Origin of the sequence: Actinokineospora guangxiensis (genome assembly GCF_042657845.1) — a bacterium.
Lineage (GTDB): Bacteria > Actinomycetota > Actinomycetes > Mycobacteriales > Pseudonocardiaceae > Actinokineospora > Actinokineospora guangxiensis.
This window is the reverse complement of record NZ_JBHSKF010000011.1, coordinates 177,407-195,405: the sequence shown is the minus strand read 5'-3', so window position 1 is coordinate 195,405 and position 17,999 is coordinate 177,407. Positions and strand designations below refer to the sequence as shown.

Here is a 17,999-nt window from a genome sequence, read left to right as displayed (position 1 = left end):
TCGCCCTTTCCCCAACGGCGCGAAGTGCCCGGACTGTAACAATCGGGAAGGTGTCGGGAAAGAGCGTTGAACAACTCAAATGCCCGTTATTGGGAACTACTCCGAACGGAGCAGGGTGCACTGGTCGTGGATGAGCAGCCATCGACTGCCCTCCTGGACGAATGTCAGCCCCATCGTGAACCTCGACGGGGCGGCCCCGGGCGCGTCGGTGTAGGTCACGTCGACCACCCGCACCGCCGAGCCCGCCGCGGTGACGCTGCGCCGGTGTTCGACCTCGTATGTCCACTCCACCTCGGTGAACCACGTCTCGTGGAAGGCGATGACCTCGGCGGCGCCGGTCATCACCCGGCCGCTGGGGATCACCACCGTGACGTCGGGGTGCAGCGAGGCCGCGTAGGCGGCGAGGTCGCGCCCGACGACGGCGGCCAGGTGCGCGTCGATGGCCGCCTGCGGGTCCGTTTCGGAGTTCAAGGACCTTCCTTCACCGTTTCAGAATTACCTGTCGCCGGTCGGCGGGTGACCATACGCCTCCGATCTTGTGTGACCAATAGTTCACCTCGGGCAAATAATCCCGGTTATGCGCCGAAATCTGGGAACAGCGGCCGAATGGACCTGACGCGCTGCTCCACTCCGCCGAACCGGCTTCCCTGTGGCCCCTGGGTGGCTACGATGCCCGGACGGGTGGGTAAAGAGAGAGATTTCCTGGAGCGTTCATGGCCGTCGAGCAGTCCGCATTCCGAACACACCGGACATTTATCATCCTCGCCGTGGCGGCGTTCGCCGCGGCGGCCGGTGTGTACTTCGGGTTCCCGCACGAGAAGGAGCTGCCCAACATCTGGGTGTTCCTCGCCAAGCTCGTGCCGTTCGTGCTCGCCGTCGAGGCGATCGCCGCGGCGAACCTGTCCGCCGGGGTGCGGCGGGTCATCGCGCTCGCGGCGATCCCGATCTGCTTCCTGGTGTACTTCACCTACTTCGTCCCGAAGATCTTCTTCGGCGAGGGTGTCTACTACCTGGTCCTGATGCTGACGCCGTTCCTCATCCTGGCCTTCGTGCTGGCCTGGCGGCTCGGCGGCGGCTCCGGCGGCATGGCGCGGCGCCTGGGCTACGCCTGCATCCTGCTGCAGCTGTCCGGCCTCGAGGACCTGGCGTACCTGACGATCAACCCGCACACCGACCCGAAGTGGACGCCGATTCCCGAGGTCTGGTCCTGGGCCGACCACATGACCGTCCGGGTCGGGCACGAGCTGACCAAGAACGAGGCGTTCGTCTTCATCGGGGTGCACGTCGTGCTCGCCGTCCTGGTGCTGACCCTGCCGGACCGCTTCTGGCGCAGGCTCGTCGGCCGCAAGTCCCCGAAGCCCGCCGAGCCCGCCGACACGCGGGCCGAGCGCGAGCCGGAGAACGTCCGGGCGGGTGGCTGAGCCCTGCCCCGGCGGGCGGTGGCCCCGCCGCGCCGACGTCCTGCGGGTGATCGCGGGGCGCGGCACGGCGCGGGCCTGCATCGCGCTCTCGGCGGTGGTGCTGCTGCCCGCGTGGGGCGCCGAGCGCTTCGGCGAGTACGTCGCGGCCACCGCCCCCTTCGCGGTCCTGCTGTTCGTGGCGATGGGCGCGGAGAAGACGATCCTCACCTCGGTCCCCAGGACCAGGCGACTGGCCCACCAGTCGACCCGCGCGCTCCTGGCCCGCGCGGCGGCCCCGGTGGCCGTCGCCGCGCTGGCCGCCGCCGCACTCGCGCCGGTCGGCGGCCAGCCCGCGATGTACGGGCTGGGCGCGGTCTACCTGTCCGGCCAGGGCCTGCTGTCCGCGCTGGCCTCAACCCACCGCATGAACGGCCACCCCGTCCGTGACACCGCCGCGTTCGGCGCACTGGCCCTGCACGTGGTCGCCGCGACGGGGCTCGCGGTCGTCGGGGTCTTCGAGCCCTACGCGTACCTGTTGGTCCTCGTCGGCGGAGTCGCCACCGCGTGCGCGGTGCTGGCGGCGCTGCTGCCCGCCCTGCGCACCAGGCCCGCACGCGCCAGAGCGGGCCTCGGTCACTCCCTGACCCGCCGCGCCGCCTTGGCCGCGGTGACCGACGTCGCCGACTCCGCATCGATCTCGGTGCTCTACGTGCTGCTGGCCGCCTTGGTCGTCCCCGAAGACGTCGCCATGGTCTACCTGGCCCTGCTGGCCTCGGCGACTCTCGGCGGCCTGGTCGTGCTCCTCCTGCGCATCGCCCAACCCGCCACTTCCCTGCGCCTACGCGGCACCGCGGGCCGCTCCGGCCGCGCCACCGCTCGCACCATCAGCGGCATCGCGGTCGCCGTGACCACCTCCGCCGTACTTGCCGTTGCGACCACCGCCCTCATCGCCTGGACCAACGGCGGCCCACCCGCGGTCCACTCCCTCGGCGCGAACCTCGTGGCCCTCGCCGCGGTGACCCTGGTCGAGATGACCGCCTTCGCCGCGATCGTCTACGCGGTGTACCTCCTGGAGAACACCACCGGAGCGGCCCTGCGCACGACCGGCTCCGCGGCGGCGGCCGGGCTCGTCGCGACCGCCGCCGCGGCCGTGGTCGCGATTCCGGTGCTCGGCGCGGTCGGCGCGATGACGGCCCTCGTGGTCGGCCTGGCCGCCAAGGCGACCTGGCTACGCACCCACCTCTCCCGCACCCCACCGCCACCCACCCAACGCGACGCCCCGCTGCCAACCGTCCGATGGGGTGGAGTCGTTTCAGTGGGGGAGAAGAACCGCCGCTGAACTGGCGTGCGTGAGACCGGCTTGCCGGCCGCACGCCTCGTCTCACGCCGCGGCGATTCGTCGTAGGGGTCCCGCCGAAACGACTCCACCCCATCGGACCCGCCCACCCGCCCAGCGATCCCCGGCCGGGCCACCCTCACCGCACCAGCGCGGCGTACTGCTCGATCGAGGTCGCCCCCACCGACGACTTCAGCCTGCCCTTCCCCTTGCCCAGCAGCAGCGCGGGCCGCCGGTGCGCGGTCACCCACTCGATCAGCCGGGTGATGTGCAGGAAGTACAGGTCCCGCACCCCGCCCTCCTCCACCGGAACCATCGCCCAAGTCCGCCACACCGGCAGCTCAGGATGGTCCATGAGAATCCCGATGCCCAACAGCCGCCCGCTGTCAGGATCGGTGTACCGGAACGTCACCACATCCGCCTGAGACGTCAACTCCTCGACATACCCCGTCAACTGCGGAACCGGATTGTGCAGCACACCCTGGTACTTGGCGTTGTTGCCGCGCAGCAGCTCGGTGATCTCGGCCGGGGTGGAGGAGTCGGCGGGACCGATCGTCACCGCGACCCGGTCGGCGAGCTTGCGGCCGATCACCCGCAGGTTGCTGCGCCGCTTCTTGTCCAGCGTTCGCAGCCAATCGTCGACATCGGACATCTCGGCCGTGTCGACCCGCCAGATCGGCTCGGTCAGGCGGGAAAGCAGCACCCGATCATCCAGTTCGGACAGCTCGGCGGGCGTCACCTGGCGCAGGACCGCCCCCAGGCAACCCGCGCCCAGTTCAGCCCGCATGGTGCGCTGGTAGTCCAGCAGCGTGCGCACACCACCCGGCACCCACCAGCCGGGAACCGCGCTGCTACCCGGCCCCCGCACGTGCAGAGCACCCAGACGGGGCTTCGCGCCCACCGGCAGGAACCCGCGCCAGCGCCCGGGCAGCCCCAACCAGCCCGCGTTCACCACACCAACGGGCCCGTCATCACCGTGCAGCACCGTCACCAGGTGCGGACAGCGGTCGCTCCACGACTGGACCCGCAGCACCGACCACGCCCAGTCCGCACGCAGACCGGCCCGCGAGCGCAGGTCGCCCCAGTACGACGGCTCAGGGTCGGTGCGCGGGTCGAGCACCTCCGCGGTGACGGGCCCGGCGTCGATCATCTGGGGCTCCTTCCGAGGCTGCCGACAGCGGGCCGGGGAACCGCGACGGTGTGCAGCTCGCGCGTGCTGAACCCCAAAGACGTCTTCACCTCAAGCAGCCCCCGGCCCGAGGTCAGCTCCGCGCGCCCAGCCGAGACCAGGTGGCGGACGCAGCGCAGGTAGCAGTCGAAGTACAGGTTGTGCCTGCCGCCCTCGGCGGGCGGGCGGGCCGCCCAGTGCTGGAGGACGGTGCTGCTCGGGTGGTCGAGCAGGGTGTTGGCGGCCAGCAGGGCGCCGTCGGCGTCGCGGTAGGTGAGCAGGCGGACGTCGGGCCTGCGCACGAACTCGGCGAGGAAGGCGCCCGCCACCTCGGTCCGGGGATCGCTGCGGGCGATGCCCAGCCGGGCGCGGTGGCGGTTGATCAGCGCGGCCAGCTCGTGCGGGTCGGCGTCGGCGCGGCCCCAGCCCTCGCGGACCTCCAGGGTCGGGTCGCGGTCGATCTTGCGGGCGTAGCGGCGGATGCTGGTGCGCCGCTCCTTGCTCAGCCCGGCCAGCCAGCCGTCCTCCGAGGGCCACGCGTTCGCCAGGACCGTGGTCGGGTCGGTGCGCCAGGTGCGGCCCAGCGGCCTGCTCACCGCGGCCGCGGTCTCGGCGTCGACCGACCGGTAGGCGATGCCGAGCAGCCCGGGGCCGACGTGGCGCAGCACGGCCCTCTCGAAGGCGCGCACGGCGGCGCGCCTGCCCTCCGCGGTCAGGTCGGGGTCGAACACGATCGCCGGGTAGCCGGAGAGCCACGGCATGTAGACCTCGGCCCAGCCGGGCCTGCGACCGCCGGGCGCGTCGGCGAAGCGGCGGGTCCAGCGCGGGCGACAGATCAGCACCGTCGCCGCCGCGGCGATCCGGTCGCCGTCGCGCACGACGCCGAGCACGGCCGGGTTGCGGGCCAGCCACGCCTCCAGCCGCATGAGCCCGTAGTCCCACACCGAGTGCAGCCCGCGCCGGGCGGTGAACGCGGCCCAGCCGTCGGGCTCGCCGTCGGTCCTCGGGTCGTGGACCAGGGCGGTCAGCGCCACGGTTCGACCACCGGTGTCCCGTGCCGCGGGCACCACTCCAGCCGTCCCTGGCCCGCCAGGACGTCCACCAGCCGCGGCGAGCGCTGCCGCAGCAGCGTCCAAGCCGGGCCCGCGGGTGTCGTGCGCAGGTGGACCCGCTGGTGGTCGACGTGCCAGCGCCCGCAGCTGCCGAGCGCGCCCAGCACGCCGAGCAGGGGGTGCGCGATGAGCGCGTGCGCCCCGACCGGCGCGGCCAGGTCCTCCGGCCCGCGAACGGGGACGCGGACCGCCCGGTGCGCCAGGGCCTCGGGCAGTGCGGCGGTGAACTGCTCCAGCGCCTTGTCGCCGCCCACCACGACGACCCGGTCGGCGCGGCGCAGGTGGTTGGCCACCTCGTCGAGCACGCCCGCGTAGGGCCCGGCCAGGCCGTTCGGGTCGAGCACGCAGGAGCGAACGCCCTCGCACAGGTCCAGCGGCGCTCTCGGCACGGCGGGGTCGACCACCACGACCAGCGCCCCGCAGCCGAGCCCGACGTGCTCGGCGAGCACCGGACCGAGCCCGCGCAGCGGGTCGATCTCGGCGGACCCGCCCGCCAGCGGCACCAGGTCGCCCGCCCGCCCGGCCAGGTCCCGCGGCCGGACCGCGCCCCCGTCGACGCCGGTGCGTCCGGGCACCAGGACGGGGTCGGTGCGCCCGCTCAGCGCCCACAGCTCGCGGTACAGGGGCACAGTGGCGAACGACGAGCGCACCACCCGCAGGTAGCCCCGCCGCCACAGCTCCGCACGCACCCGGTTCCGCACGGCCGGAGTGTGCCATCCGATGCCAGGAAGGTCATGGTTCCCGCAGGTGAAAGGGCCGGTCGGCCTAGAGCCGTTACAACCGGCGGCGCAGCTACCCGGCCGCGGGCATCCGATAGACGGACACATGCGAGGTGGACTCGGCGGTGAACTCCGCGCCGCTCCAGTCGGCGTGCCGGGACTCCAGCTCGAAGCCCGCGAGCCTGCCCATCAGGTCCAGCTCGGCGGGCCAGACGTAGCGGTGCGGGCTGCGGCCGAGCCGGGCCTCGCGGCCCTCGCCGTAGGTGAAGTGGTGCGACACCAGGTGCTGGCGCACCGGGTCGTAGGTGTCGACGCCGAGGTAGCCCGCCTCGGCGGCGAAGACCGCCGCCCGCTGCCCCGGCGGCAGGACGCGCAGGTCGGGCACGCCCAGCTCGACCACGAACCGGCCGCCGGGGGCGAGGTGGCGGGCAGCGTTGCCGAAGCAGGCGACCTGCTCGTCCTGGGTGAGCAGGTTCGAGATTGTGTTGAAGACCAGGTACACCAGGGAGAACTCGCCGGGCACCGTGGCCGTGGCCATGTCGCCGATGACCACGGGGACGGCCGACTCGTCGGCCTTCTCGCGCAGCCGCTCGACCATCGGCCGCGACAGCTCCAGACCGGTCACCGGGACACCGCGCTCGGCGAGGGGGACGGCGACCCGGCCGGTGCCGACGGCGAACTCCAGCACCGGGCCGCCCCCCGCCAGCTCGACCAGGCGGTCCACGGTCGGGCCGAGCACCTCGGGGGCGAACATGCCGATGCCCGGGGTGTCGTAGCGCTGTGCGGTGTCGGCGTCCCAGATCTCGTCTTGGCGCATCCCCCGACCATCCTGCGCGGCCGGGGGACCTGTCCACCGATTTAGGCGACCTTGTCGACCCAGTCCACCACCGCCTGCTGGTAGCGCGGCGCGTTCGGGGCGAGGTTGATCGAGTGGCCGAAGTCGGTCAGCACGAAGGTGTGCAGCCGTGCCGCCCGGGAGTAGTACGGCGCTTCGCTCAGGCGCAGGCGCTCGGCGGTGGAGCAGTCGGCCGAGAGCAGCCCGCAGCCGGTCGGGTCCTGGCCCATGGCGAGCATGACCGGCGCGTCGATCAGCAGCGAGTACGGGCTGACCGAGCCGATCAGCGCGCCGTCGACGATCTCGCCCGCGCTGAAGACGTCCTTGGTGGCCTCGTCGGCGGCGACCACGGGGGCCAGCCGGGCCCCGGGGAAGTGGAACGCGCGGTAGCGGGTGTCCGACCGCGTCGTCAGGTAGCCGAGGTCGGTGACCTTGCCCGCGAACTTCGGGTCGAGGGCGGCGGGGATCAGCGACGAGAGCACCGGCAGCAGCCCGGTCGCGTTGGGCAGGTGGGTCAGCCCGGTGACCAGGACGCCGTCGACGTCGCGGTAGGTGCCCGCCTCGATGATGGCGATCGCCGAGCCGAGCGAGTGCCCGCCGAGCAGGACCTTCTCGAACTGGGGCGTGCCCTGGCCCGCGCGCAGCGCGGTGACCAGCTGGTGGATGGTGCCCGCCTGGGTGAAGGCGGTCACCGCCAGGCTCGGCGGCCTGCTGCTGCGGCCGGTGCCCAGCCGGTCGACGGCCATGGTGGCGATGCCCGCCTCGTTCATGGCGAGCCGGAACGAGCGGGTGCCGGGGGAGTAGGGGAAGTCCCAGTAGGAGCTGTTGTAGGACGAGCCGGGGATGAGGATCTGGACGGTGGTCGCGCCGTCGGGGACGCACAGCGTGCCGTGCAGCGAGTGGCGGGCGCCTGCGAGGGTGACGGGAGTGAACACCGACCGGCAGGTGATCTCGGCGGCCTGGGCCTGCATCGGGGCGATGACCAGCCCCACCCCGAGCAGGGTGAGGGCGAGCGCGGCCAGCCGAGGACGGGGGCGGATGGACAAGGCTTTCCTTCCTGGGATCAGCGGGGAACGACCGTCATGGGGAGCCTGGTGGGGTAGGGCGCCCCGGTGACGCGCTGGCCGACCGGCTTGCCCGGCACCGGCGCGAGCCGGTACCGGCGCAGCACCGTCGCCGTCACGACGAGCACCTCGGTGCGCGCGAACGCGGCGCCGACGCAGCGGCGGGTGCCGCCCGCGAAGGGCAGGTAGGCCTCGCGGGGCATGGCGGCGACGCGCTCGGGGGAGAAGCGGTCGGGGTCGAAGCGGTGGGGATCGGGGTGGTAGCGCGGATCGTGGTGGATGGCGTGCGGGCTGAAGGCGACCTCGGTGCCCGCGGGCAGCCGCACGCCGTCGAGTTCGACTTCCTCGGTGGTGCGGCGCATGAGCAGCCACACCGGGTAGCGCCGCAGCACCTCATCCACGACCTGCCCGGTGTAGCCGAGTTGCTGGATTCCTTGCAGCGTGGCGGGTTTGTCTGAGAGAACCTCATCGATCTCGGCGAGCACGCGCTCCTCGACCGCCGGGTTGGCCCCGAGTTCGTGGAAGAGCCAGGCCATCGCCAGCGCCGTGGTCTCGATGCCCGCGGTGAGGAGGTTGACCACCTCGTCGTAGACCTGTTCGTCGGTCATGCCCTCGCCGGTGTCCTCGTCGCGGGCCATGACCAGCATCGACAGCAGGTCGCCGTGGTCGGCGCCGTCGGCGCGGCGGGTGGCGACGAGGTCCTGCACGAGCGAGCGCAGTGACCGCACCGCCTCGTCGAAGCGGCGGTTGGCGGCAATGGGCAGGCGCTGCAACGCTTGCGGCACCATCGCGCGCACGAGTCCCTGCTGGATCACCACCGGTATCCAGCGGCGCAGCTGGTCGGCGCGCTCCGGCGACAGGCCGGAGGAGAACAGCGTGCCCGCGACGACGGCGGTGGCCACGGCCTGCATGTCGTCATCGGTCGCGCGCACCTCGCCGGGCCGCCACCGGCCGATGGCGTCCTCGGCGACGCGGCGCATGACCTCGGCGTACCCGCTGATCCGCTCGCGGTGGAAGGCGGGCTGCACGAGCCTGCGCTGGCGCAGGTGGACGGCGCCGTTGGACATGACCAGCCCGTTGCCGAAGTACGGTCGGAACTTGTCGAACATCGCTCCCTTCTCGAACTTGCCGCTCAGTTCGGTCATGACCTGTTGTGCCAGGTCAGCGGTTGTGACGGCGTAGACCGGGAGATGTCCTATGTAGACTTTGACGACGCGGCCGCGGCCGGCGAGCCCGGCGGTGAAGCGTAATCGCTGCCACAGCAGGGAGGGGGTGTGGCCTAGCAGTGGCCAGCGGCCGGGCACGACCGGGACGGTCGGCATCGGAGAACTCCTCGGTGGTGGGGGATAACCACAGTAGTGCCGATCGAGTGACCAAGATCGGATTACACCCGGTCGAGTGAGTGAGTCACCCTGATGGTCCAATGGGCGGCGTGAATGGATCGGTAGCATGTCTGCCGTCCTCCCCTCTGCCGTTCCCCCGCGATGAGGTGGGTCTCGTGACTCAGCAGCAAGACTGGGTTCCCCAGGACGTGGACACCTCCGTGCCCAACGTCGCCCGCACCTACGACTTCCTCCTCGGCGGCGCGCACAACTTCGCCGTCGACCGCGCCTTCGCCGAGCAGGTGGAGAAGGCGCTCCCCGGTTCCCGCCACATGGCCAGGGTCAACCGGGCGTTCATGGCCAGGGCGGTGCGCGCGATGGTCGCCGACGGCGTGCGCCAGTTCCTCGACGTCGGCGCGGGCATCCCGACCGTGGGCAACGTCCACGAGATCGCGCAGGCGGCCGTGCCCGAGTGCCGGGTCGCCTACGTCGACAAGGACCCGATCGCCGTGGCCCACAGCGAACTGCTGCTGATGGGCGACGACCGCGCAGTCGCCGCGCAGGCCGACCTGCGCGATGTGGCGTCGGTGCTGGACGCCCCCGCTGTGCGAGGGCTGCTCGACTTCGAGGAGCCCATCGGCGTGCTGATGTTGCTGGTGCTGCACTGGGTTCCCGACGACGCCGACCCGCACCGCCTGCTGGCCGGCTACATCGACCGGCTCGCGCCGGGCAGCATGGTCGCCATCTCCCACGTCACCGAGACCGACGAGAGCACCGGCACGGTCGAGGAGATGCGCGGTCTGGTGAAGCGCAGCCAGGCCCGAGACTCGCTCACCTATCGCGGCTACGACGAGGTTGTCGGCCTGTTCGCCGGACTGGACCTCGTCGAGCCCGGTGTCGTGGGCGCCGGGCTGTGGCGGCCCGACGGCCCCGGCGCCGTCGCCGACGACCCCGAGGCGAACACCGTGATCTACGCGGGCGTGGGACGCAAGACGGGCTGATGCCGTCCTCGTCCGCGGGCAGGAACCCGGAGCCGGTCGATCCGGCCCCGGGGGACGACGCCGCGCGACTGCGGGCCATGACCCGGGCCTGGGCCTACCGGCTCGCGGGCACCGTGTACGTGCCGACGACGCCGGAGGAACTGGTGCAGCAGCTCGCCGGAGTCGCCGACGACGTCGTGGCGGTGGTGCTCACCGGCGATGCCGACCTCGACCGGGCCGCGCGGGCGGGCAAGCGCCTGCTCGACCTCAACTGCACCAGCGCCGAGGCGCTGCGCCTGTCGCTGGAAGCCCTGGGCCGTGGCGTCGCGGGCCTTGCCGCCGTGCGCGCCGCGGACCGCCCGGCCGAGCGCGTGGCGACCGCGCTCGCCGCGCTGTGCGGCGGCTACCTCGACGCCGCCCGCACCGCGGTCTTCGAGCAGCAGGAGCGCACCAAGCTCGCGCTGCTCAAGGCTTTCCGCGATGCCAAGGGCAGCCTGGCGCTCAGCGAGGCGCGCTTCGAGACCGTGGCGGGCAGCTCGCCCAGCGGCATCGCGGTCACCGACCTGGACGGCCGCTTCGAGCGCGTCAACGCCGCCTTCGCCGCGATCGTCGGCCTCGGCGAGGCCGAGCTCGCGGGCCGCGCGCTCTTCGAGTTCGTCCAGCCCGACACCGCCGAGCAGCTGCGCGCCGAGTACACCGCGCTGGCCGCAGGCGAGGTGGAGCGGGTCAAGCAGGTCCTGCGCCTGTCCCGCGCCGACGAGGACACCGCGTGGATCACGCTGACCGCGAACGTGCTGCCGGGCAACATGCCTGGCGAGGACGAGCGCACGGCGCACTTCGTCACCGTGGTCGAGGACAGCACCGAGGTCATGCTGCTGCAGAGCGAGTTGAGCCGTCAGGCGCTGCACGACGTGCTCACCGGCCTGCCCAACCGGCAGTTCTTCACCACGCAGGTGGAGACGAGCCTGCGCCGCGCCGACCCCGACCTGGGCGTCACCCTCTACCGCGTAGACATCGACGCGTTCGCCGTCGTGCGCGACGGGCTGGGCCACAGCGTCGCCGAGAACGTCCTGCGCGCGGTCGCCGACCGCCTGACCGCGCTGTTCTCCGACGAACAGGCGACGGTCGCCCGCCTCGGCACCGTCGAGTTCGCCGTCCTGGTGGTCAACTCGCCCGCCACCCCGGAGCCGGTCGCCGCCGTCGCGGCCATCGGCGAGACGATGGCCGAACCGCACTTCGTCGACGGGCACGGGATCGGCCTGTCGGTGAGCACCGGCATCGTCCACCGCCCGGCCCGCGGCAGCGACCCGGTGTCCCTGCTGGGCGCCGCCGACCTCGCGCTGCGCCGCGCGAAGGCGGGCGGCCACGGCCAGTGGGAGCTGTGGCATCCGGAGGCCGCCGAGTCCGACCGCCGCCGCTTCGCCCTGGCCGCGGCCATGCCCGGCGCGTGGGAGGACGGCGAGATCGAGGTCGTCTACCGGCCGGTCGCCGCCTTGCTGGGCGCCGCGCGGGCGGACGGTCCGGGAGGCAACGGCCTGGAGACCGGCGTCGGCGGGATAGTCGCCGTGGAGGCGCAGCTGCGCTGGGAGCACCCCGAGCACGGCAGGCTCGACCACCGCCGCTGCGTGGAGCTGGCCGAGGACACCGGCCTCGTGCACCGCCTCGGCCAGTGGCTGCTCGCCCGCGGCTGCGCCCAGGTGCACTGGTGGCGCAGGCAGCTCGGCCGCGACCTGCGCCTGGCCGTCGAGCTGGACGCCGACCAGGCCCGCGACGCCGACCTGGTGCTGCGCGTCGTCGCCGCGCTGACCGAGAGCGGCCTGCCCGCCGACGCCCTGGAGGTGGGCTTCCCCGCCCGCGCCCTCACCGACGCCCGCGCCGCCCGCGAGAGCCTGCGGGTGCTCGCCGACCGCGGCGCGCGCACCGCGGTGCGCGGCTTCGGCATGGCCGCGGGCGACGTCGCCGCGCTCATCGACCTCAGCGTTGACGCCGCCTGGCTCTCGCCGACCCTCGTGCGCCAGCGCGCGGAGGCCGATCACGCCTCCCCGGTCCTCACCGCGCTGACGACTCTCGGCGCCGCACTGCGCGAGCAGGGGATCACCGTCGTCGCCGACGGCGTGCACACCCCGGCCCACGCCGCCTGGTGGCACCGCGGCGGCGCCGACCTGGTCGCGGGCCGCGCCGCGGGCGTGCCCGTCACCCAGGACCGGATGGCCACGCTGCTCGCCGCGCGGTAGCGGCTGCTCAGCGTGAGGGCGGCGGCCCGCCCGGCCCACTTCCACCAGGTCCGCCGGGCCCACCTCCGCCGGGCCCACCGACGGGTCCGCTCCCGCCCGGTGCGGTCGTGGTGTCGACGCCGACCGCAAGCGTGGCGGTGAAGCCCGCGGCGGGGTCTCCGGTCATGGTGGCCAGTTGCAGCGCGCCGCCGTCGTCGCCGAAGACGTTGTCGCCGTCGAGGCTGACCCTGGCGAGGTTGGACACCGAGGACTCGTAGCCGGGCTCGGCGTAGACCTGCGCGCAGGTCTCCTGGGGCAGCGCCACCTGCGAGGTGGCGATGGCATTGGCCGAGTCGGTGATCGAGGACTCGTCGGGGTAGACCTCGAAGTGGATGTGCGGCCACCGGCCGTCGTAGCAGCCGGGGAAGACCGTGGTGAAGGTGACCCGGCCCGCCGCGTCGGCCACCTGCACGCCGCGCAGGTAGTTCTCCGACTCGATCCCCTCGCTGTAGAGGGAGTAGCCGCCCTCGCGCGTGCAGTGCCACACGTAGACGGCGGCGCCGGCGAACGCCGTGCCCGCTGCCAGGTCGGTGACCGTGAGGGTCAGCGTCAGTGCGACGCCCTCCGCCGTCCCGGACGCGTCGCCGAAGCTGGTCCTGATGTCACGGCGCACGACCCCGCTCTGCTCCAGCACGTCCGGGCCATTGGAGCCGTCGCCGGGGTAGGGCCCCGCGGTCTCCTCCGGGATCTCACCGGCCGCCCGCGCGGGCGCGCTCGTCGGTGTGCTGGTCTGGCCGGTGCCCGCGGTCGAGCACGCGGCCAGGCCCGCGGCGGCCCCGATGCCGAGCAGTCGCAGTGTGCGGCGCCTGCTCATCAGCGTGCCGATGTCGAACGCCAGCCCCTGGTCGACGACCTCGTCGCCGGGGCGGGGCAGCGGCCTGCCCTCGAACGTGCGTCCCATGTGTTCCTCCTGTCCCCGCGTCCACCGTAGGTCGGCTCCGCCGAGCGGGCCCGGTATTCGCACCGGGCGCACAGGATTCACAGCGGGGGCACAGGGTGGCCCGCGCGGGCGCGGGCCACCCCGCTGCCTAGGGCCGCTTGGCCGGTTCCACGAGCCCGTCGTCCACCAGCGACTTCGTGACTTGCGCGGTCAGCTCCTCGCGCTGGATCTTGCGCTGCGCGCGAACCATGGTCTTGCGCTCCCGGGCGAACACCTTGATCGTCGCCACGCACATTCCGATCATCACCAGGCTGAACGGCAGCGCGATGGCGATCGCCACGCCCTGCAGCGCGCTCAAGCCGCCCGCGAGGACGAGGGCGATGGCCACCAGCCCTTCGGCCGACGACCAGAAGATGCGGCTCCACACCGGTGGGTTCTCGTCGCCGCCGGAGGCGAGCATGTCCACCACGAGCGACCCGGAGTCCGATGAGGTGACGAAGAACAGCACCACCAGCACGATCGCCACGCCGACGATGATCGAGCCGCCGGGCAGCCCGTCGAGCAGGGTGAACAGCGCCGCGTTGGAGTCGACGGTGGCGTTGCCCTCGGCGTCGGCGCCGACCAGGCCGCCCCCGCCGAACAGCTGCCGGAACAGGCCCGCGCCGCCGAACACCGAGAACCACAGGAAACTCACCAGCGTCGGCACCAGCAGCACGGCGGCGACGAACTCGCGCACCGTGCGGCCCTTGGAGATGCGGGCGATGAACACGCCGACGAACGGCGCCCAGGAGATCCACCATCCCCAGTAGAACGCCGTCCAGTAGCCCTGCCACGCCTCGCCGTCAGCACCCTGGAAGGCCGTGGTGCTGAAGCTCATCTGCAGGAAGCTCTGCAGGTAGAGGCCGATCGACTGGATGAAGTCACGCAGGATGAACAGCGTCGGACCCGTCACCAGCACGAAGATCATCAACGCCGCGGCCAACCCGATGTTGGCGTTGGAGAGCCACTTGATGCCCTTCTTCACCCCGGAGACCACCGACCCCATCGCGATCAGGGTGATCACACCGATGAGGATGACCATGGTGACGTTGCCGGGATCGCTGACCACGTCGATGAAGTCCAGGCCCGCGGCGATCTGCGCCACACCGAGACCCAGCGAGGTCGCCACGCCGAAGAGGGTGCCGATCACGGCGGTGATGTCGATCAGGTCGCCGAGCCAGCCGTGCACCCGGCGGCCGAGGATGGGCTCCAGCGCCCACCGGATCGACACCGGCCGCTTGCGCCGGTGCACCGCGTACGCCACCGCCAGACCGACCACCACGTAGATCGCCCACGGGTGCAGGCCCCAGTGCAGGAACGTTTGCACCAGCGCACCCTGCGCGCCCTGCCCGTCGGCCGCCTCGATCCCCGTCGCGCGGTTGGGGATGCCCGCGAAGTGGTTCAGCGGCTCGGCGACTCCCCAGAACACCAGGCCGATGCCCATGCCCGCGGCGAACAGCATCGAGAACCACGATCCCCGGCTGAACTCCGGCTCGTCGTCGTCGGCGCCGAGCTTGATGTCTCCGAAGTGGCTGACGCCCATCCACACCGCGAAGAGGACGAACAGACTGACCAGGACGGTGTAGTACCAGCCGAAATTGCTGACGATCCAGGACGACACCGCCGCCACGCCACCGTCCATGGACGATGGCGAGGCGACGGTGATGACCACGAACGCCAGTGCGATCGCGGCTGCGGGGTAGAACACCCGGCCGTGGACTGATTTGCGCGTTGGGGACCGCTCTGGGGATTGCTCTGGGGGCTGTGCTTGGGGTCGTGCACTACCGCGGGTCACGTCAAGATCCTCCCGATTGCCTGGTCATACTGTGAGCAGGACGCAGCCTAACCGGGGCAAACAGGATCAACTGGTAGTAGTCCGAATCGAGATCAGGACGCAGCGGAAAGCGTGACGCACTGGCCCGCGGTGTGGGTTCCGCGCAGCAGGTGGCAGCGGCACTCGCAGAAGTCCTCGTACTCGACGTCATCGATGGGCAGGGTGGCGTGGCGGGCGGTCGCGGTGATCCGAAGGATGCGGGCCTCGTGCTGCTGCGTGGTCATGGCTGGCTCCACGGGGGGACGGGGTGCGTGTGCCGAGTCACGTACCACGGCGCTGACCTGCTGAAACGAGTCCTCAGTGGACGAGTAAACCGACTACTCTCCGTGACCCCGGCACTTTGGCGAGGAATCATCCGAATCGGTGGATCATTGACGAACCGCCGCACTACGCTCGGCCGCGTGGGCTACGAGGTGGAGATCGAGGCGCTGCGGGCGGCGGCGCGGGCCGCGGGCGAGGCGGCCGAGGCCGCGGGCCGGGTCGAGCTGGGCACGGAGGTCGACGACATCCCCGCCGCCATGCCCGGCGGGCAGGCCGGGGCGGCGGCGACCGCGCTGGCGGGCGTGTGGGCGCGCACGGTGCGCTCCTGGAGCGAGGACGCCGCGGCCTACGCCGCCGACGTCTCCGGCGCCGCCGACGATTACGCCGGAGCCGAGTCCGACGCCGTCACCGACTTCCAGGCGGTGAGGTAGCGGTGCCCACCTACGGCGACATCCGCACCTGGCAGTTCGCCCCGCTCGACGGAGCCGTCACCGACCTCAACCGCCGCTGCGAGGAACTTGTCGGCCTCAGCGACGAGCTGGCCGCCGCGGGCGTGCCCGCGGGCTGGACCGGCTCGGCCGCGGACTCCGCGCGCGGGGAGCGCGACCGCCTGCAGAACCGGATGGAACTGCTGGTCGCCTCGGCGGGCGCGGTGCGCCGCGGCGTCGCCGAGGCCTCCGACGCCGTCGAGGCGCTGCTGCACGCCGTGCGCGAGACCGACGACATCGCCCAGCGCCACCACTTCGTCATCCGCCCGGACGGCACGGTGGTGGACAACGCGCCGACCACCGTCCACGACCCCAACCACATCGATGACTATTTCCGCGAGCGCGAGCGCGTCATGCGCGAGCTGGTGGACCGCGTCGAGCAGGCCGTGCGCCGCGGCGCCGACATCGACGCCGACCTGGCCGCCGTGCTGCGCGCCGCCGAGCGCGGCGAGATCGGCGACGAGGGCGCGACCTCGCTGCAGGCCGCGCTCGACGCGGGCGCGCGCCAGGGCGGGCTGTCCACCATCGGCCCGCCGGAGGGCGGCTCCCCGTTCGACAACGCGGGCTGGTGGGACTCGCTGTCGGAAGCCGAGCGCCAGCAGATCATCGACCAGAACCCGGAGTGGATCGGCAACCTCGACGGCGTGCCCGGCGCGGCCCGCGACGAGGCCAACCGCGCCCGCATCGACATCGAGCGCGCCGCCCTGGAAGCCCGCCGCGACGAGTTGCAGGCGGATCTGGACGACAACTGGTTCGGCGGGCTGTTCACCAGCGCCGACGCCGAACTCGACGCCGTCAACGCCAAGCTGGAGTCCCTCGACCGCATCGAGGAGACGCTGGCCCGCCCCGGTGAGCGGCAGCTGCTGCTGCTCGACATGGGCAGCGAGCGCGCCGAGGCCGCCATCGCCGTGGGCAACGTCGACACCGCAGACCACGTGGCCGTGTTCACCCCCGGCCTGACCTCCACCGTCAACGGCAGCATGGGCGGCTACGACAACAGCATGGCCCAGCTCCAGTTCCGCACCGAGGAGGAGCTGCGCCGCTACGGCGACGGCGGGTCCGTGGCGACGGTGACCTGGATCGGCTACCAGGCCCCGCAGCTCAGCGTCGGCGGCGTGCTGTTCGACTCCACCACGGTCCTGAGCGACAACGCCGCCCAGCGCGGCGCGGAGTCGCTGGCGCCGTTCCTCAACGGCATCGACGCCAGCCGCGACGTCGACCCGAACTTGACCGCGCTGGGCCACTCCTACGGCTCCACCACGACCGGGATCGCCCTGCAGCAGAACACCGGCGTCGACAGCGCGGTGTTCTTCGGCTCGCCGGGCCTGGGCACCAGCGACGTCCAGAACATCAACGTGCCGACGGGGAACTCCTACTACATCGAGGCCCGCAACGACGCCGTCGGCGACTTCGGCTACTTCGGCATCGACCCCAGCCACATGGACGGCATGGGCCACGCCTCCGCGCGCGAGACCACGCTGCCCGACGGCAGGCAGCTCACCGAGTCCACAGGGCATAGTGCCTACATGGACGACTCCAGCACCAGCCAGTACAACCTGAGCGTCATCGTGGGCGGCATGCCCGACCGGGTGGTGGCCGACGACGGCCGCGGCTTCGGCGACATCCTGTCGTGGCCGGTGCCGGGCACGTACTGATGCGCGCCCGTGCCGCCGTCGGCGCCATCCTGGTCGCCGGCCTGACCGCCGTCCTGTGCGCCGCCTGCGGGTCGGGCGCCGAACCGAAAGAGGGGTCCGTGGACCGCAGCGAGCAGTACGCCACCCTGGCCCAGCGCCCGGACATCGACGAGGCGCAGAGCACCTACCTGGCGCTGCTGGAGACCCTCCGCGGCGAGCTGGTCGCCGAGTTCGGCATAGCCCCGTGGCAGCCCGCCTCCTCGACCCCGCCGGGATCGGCCTGCGGCGCGGAGTTCCCCGACCTGGGCGCCGACGGCGAGATCCGCCGCTTCACCTCGGGCATCTCCCCGGGCAACCTGCCGGACGCCACGTGGCAGGCCGCCGTCTCCCGCGTGGCGGCGACCGCGGGCGCGCAGGGCTTCGGGACGCCCTCGGTGGTGGTCGACCGGCCCGGCGACCACGAGGTCTCCCTCAAGGACGGGTTCGGCGCGGAACTCCTCTTCGGCACCGCCGCCAACACCACCCTCAGCCTCAGCACCGGCTGCCACCTGACGAAGACGGCCAAGGACCGCGGCGAGCCCGCCTGAGCCACCCGGCAGGCCTGGCCGTCCCGGCGGGCCGCACCCCCCTCGCCTGCCCAGGCCGAGAGGGGTG

Annotated in this window: 17 protein-coding genes; 7 read left to right on the top strand and 10 right to left on the bottom strand. The window is 72.5% G+C overall.

The genetic code is table 11. The annotated features are described in order from the left end of the window. Positions 1 to 96: 96 nt before the first annotated feature. Complete coding sequence (locus ACFPM7_RS21050) at positions 97 to 471, bottom strand: YybH family protein (protein WP_378249391.1); 375 nt, start codon at positions 469 to 471, stop codon at positions 97 to 99. Between the two features lie 296 nt (positions 472 to 767). On the opposite strand from ACFPM7_RS21050, the gene ACFPM7_RS21045 reads away from it, so the two are divergent. Both ACFPM7_RS21045 and ACFPM7_RS21040 read left to right on the top strand, forming a co-directional pair. Then, the gene (locus ACFPM7_RS21045) at positions 768 to 1,421 is read left to right on the top strand and encodes a hypothetical protein (protein WP_378249390.1); all 654 of its coding nucleotides are present in this window, start codon (positions 768 to 770) and stop codon (positions 1,419 to 1,421) included. Beyond that, positions 1,414 to 2,739, top strand: a complete 1,326-nt coding sequence (locus tag ACFPM7_RS21040; RefSeq protein WP_378249389.1) for a hypothetical protein — start codon at positions 1,414 to 1,416, stop codon at positions 2,737 to 2,739. The genes ACFPM7_RS21045 and ACFPM7_RS21040 overlap by 8 nt, the downstream gene beginning before the upstream one ends. Before the next feature lie 136 nt (positions 2,740 to 2,875). Here the strand turns inward: ACFPM7_RS21040 and ACFPM7_RS21035 are convergent, their stop codons facing one another. The 6 genes from ACFPM7_RS21035 to ACFPM7_RS21010 all read right to left on the bottom strand — a co-directional run bounded on the left by ACFPM7_RS21035 (position 2,876) and on the right by ACFPM7_RS21010 (position 8,956). Continuing rightward, entirely contained in the window at positions 2,876 to 3,886 is a 1,011-nt protein-coding gene (locus ACFPM7_RS21035; RefSeq protein WP_378249388.1) for a GNAT family N-acetyltransferase, read from the bottom strand. After that, positions 3,883 to 4,938 carry a GNAT family N-acetyltransferase gene (locus ACFPM7_RS21030; protein WP_378249387.1) on the bottom strand — a complete coding sequence of 352 codons (1,056 nt, stop codon included), beginning with the start codon at positions 4,936 to 4,938 and terminating at the stop codon, positions 3,883 to 3,885. The genes ACFPM7_RS21035 and ACFPM7_RS21030 overlap by 4 nt, the downstream gene beginning before the upstream one ends. Next, entirely contained in the window at positions 4,929 to 5,717 is a 789-nt protein-coding gene (locus ACFPM7_RS21025; RefSeq protein WP_378249386.1) for a hypothetical protein, read from the bottom strand. Before ACFPM7_RS21025 ends, ACFPM7_RS21030 begins: the two co-directional genes overlap by 10 nt. A 91-nt stretch (positions 5,718 to 5,808) precedes the next feature. Further along, positions 5,809 to 6,552 (bottom strand): class I SAM-dependent methyltransferase, encoded by a 744-nt coding sequence (locus ACFPM7_RS21020; RefSeq protein WP_378249385.1) that lies wholly within the window; start codon positions 6,550 to 6,552, stop codon positions 5,809 to 5,811. A gap of 41 nt (positions 6,553 to 6,593) precedes the next feature. Beyond that, positions 6,594 to 7,616, bottom strand: a complete 1,023-nt coding sequence (locus tag ACFPM7_RS21015) for an alpha/beta hydrolase (protein WP_378249384.1) — start codon at positions 7,614 to 7,616, stop codon at positions 6,594 to 6,596. 17 nt (positions 7,617 to 7,633) lie between these two features. Next, complete coding sequence (locus ACFPM7_RS21010; protein WP_378249383.1) at positions 7,634 to 8,956, bottom strand: cytochrome P450; 1,323 nt, start codon at positions 8,954 to 8,956, stop codon at positions 7,634 to 7,636. A 176-nt stretch (positions 8,957 to 9,132) separates the two neighbouring features. On the opposite strand from ACFPM7_RS21010, the gene ACFPM7_RS21005 reads away from it, so the two are divergent. Together ACFPM7_RS21005 and ACFPM7_RS21000 are read left to right on the top strand one after the other, a co-directional pair. Continuing rightward, entirely contained in the window at positions 9,133 to 9,957 is an 825-nt protein-coding gene (locus tag ACFPM7_RS21005) for an SAM-dependent methyltransferase (protein ID WP_378249382.1), read from the top strand. Then, entirely contained in the window at positions 9,957 to 12,170 is a 2,214-nt protein-coding gene (locus tag ACFPM7_RS21000; RefSeq protein WP_378249381.1) for a putative bifunctional diguanylate cyclase/phosphodiesterase, read from the top strand. The genes ACFPM7_RS21005 and ACFPM7_RS21000 overlap by 1 nt, the downstream gene beginning before the upstream one ends. Positions 12,171 to 12,177: 7 nt before the next feature. On the opposite strand, the gene ACFPM7_RS20995 is transcribed toward ACFPM7_RS21000, so the two are convergent. From ACFPM7_RS20995 to ACFPM7_RS20985, 3 genes are all read right to left on the bottom strand, one after another. Next, positions 12,178 to 13,110 (bottom strand): dioxygenase family protein, encoded by a 933-nt coding sequence (locus ACFPM7_RS20995; protein ID WP_378249380.1) that lies wholly within the window; start codon positions 13,108 to 13,110, stop codon positions 12,178 to 12,180. 127 nt (positions 13,111 to 13,237) lie between these two features. After that, a complete protein-coding gene (locus tag ACFPM7_RS20990) occupies positions 13,238 to 14,923 on the bottom strand; it encodes a BCCT family transporter (RefSeq protein ID WP_378249379.1) in 1,686 nt (561 codons plus the stop codon). A gap of 92 nt (positions 14,924 to 15,015) precedes the next feature. Next, the gene (locus ACFPM7_RS20985) at positions 15,016 to 15,186 is read right to left on the bottom strand and encodes a hypothetical protein (protein ID WP_378249378.1); all 171 of its coding nucleotides are present in this window, start codon (positions 15,184 to 15,186) and stop codon (positions 15,016 to 15,018) included. 177 nt (positions 15,187 to 15,363) lie between these two features. Here ACFPM7_RS20985 and ACFPM7_RS20980 point away from each other — a divergent pair, with 177 nt between their 5' ends. The 3 genes from ACFPM7_RS20980 to ACFPM7_RS20970 are packed head-to-tail and all read left to right on the top strand — an operon-like array spanning position 15,364 to position 17,932. Next, the gene (locus ACFPM7_RS20980; protein ID WP_378249377.1) at positions 15,364 to 15,654 is read left to right on the top strand and encodes a hypothetical protein; all 291 of its coding nucleotides are present in this window, start codon (positions 15,364 to 15,366) and stop codon (positions 15,652 to 15,654) included. Positions 15,655 to 15,656: 2 nt separating this feature from the next. Continuing rightward, a complete protein-coding gene (locus ACFPM7_RS20975; RefSeq protein WP_378249376.1) occupies positions 15,657 to 17,366 on the top strand; it encodes an alpha/beta hydrolase in 1,710 nt (569 codons plus the stop codon). Next, on the top strand, positions 17,366 to 17,932 hold the full coding sequence (locus tag ACFPM7_RS20970; RefSeq protein ID WP_378249375.1) for an LppA family lipoprotein: 567 nt from the start codon (positions 17,366 to 17,368) through the stop codon (positions 17,930 to 17,932). Before ACFPM7_RS20975 ends, ACFPM7_RS20970 begins: the two co-directional genes overlap by 1 nt. Positions 17,933 to 17,999: the final 67 nt, after the last annotated feature.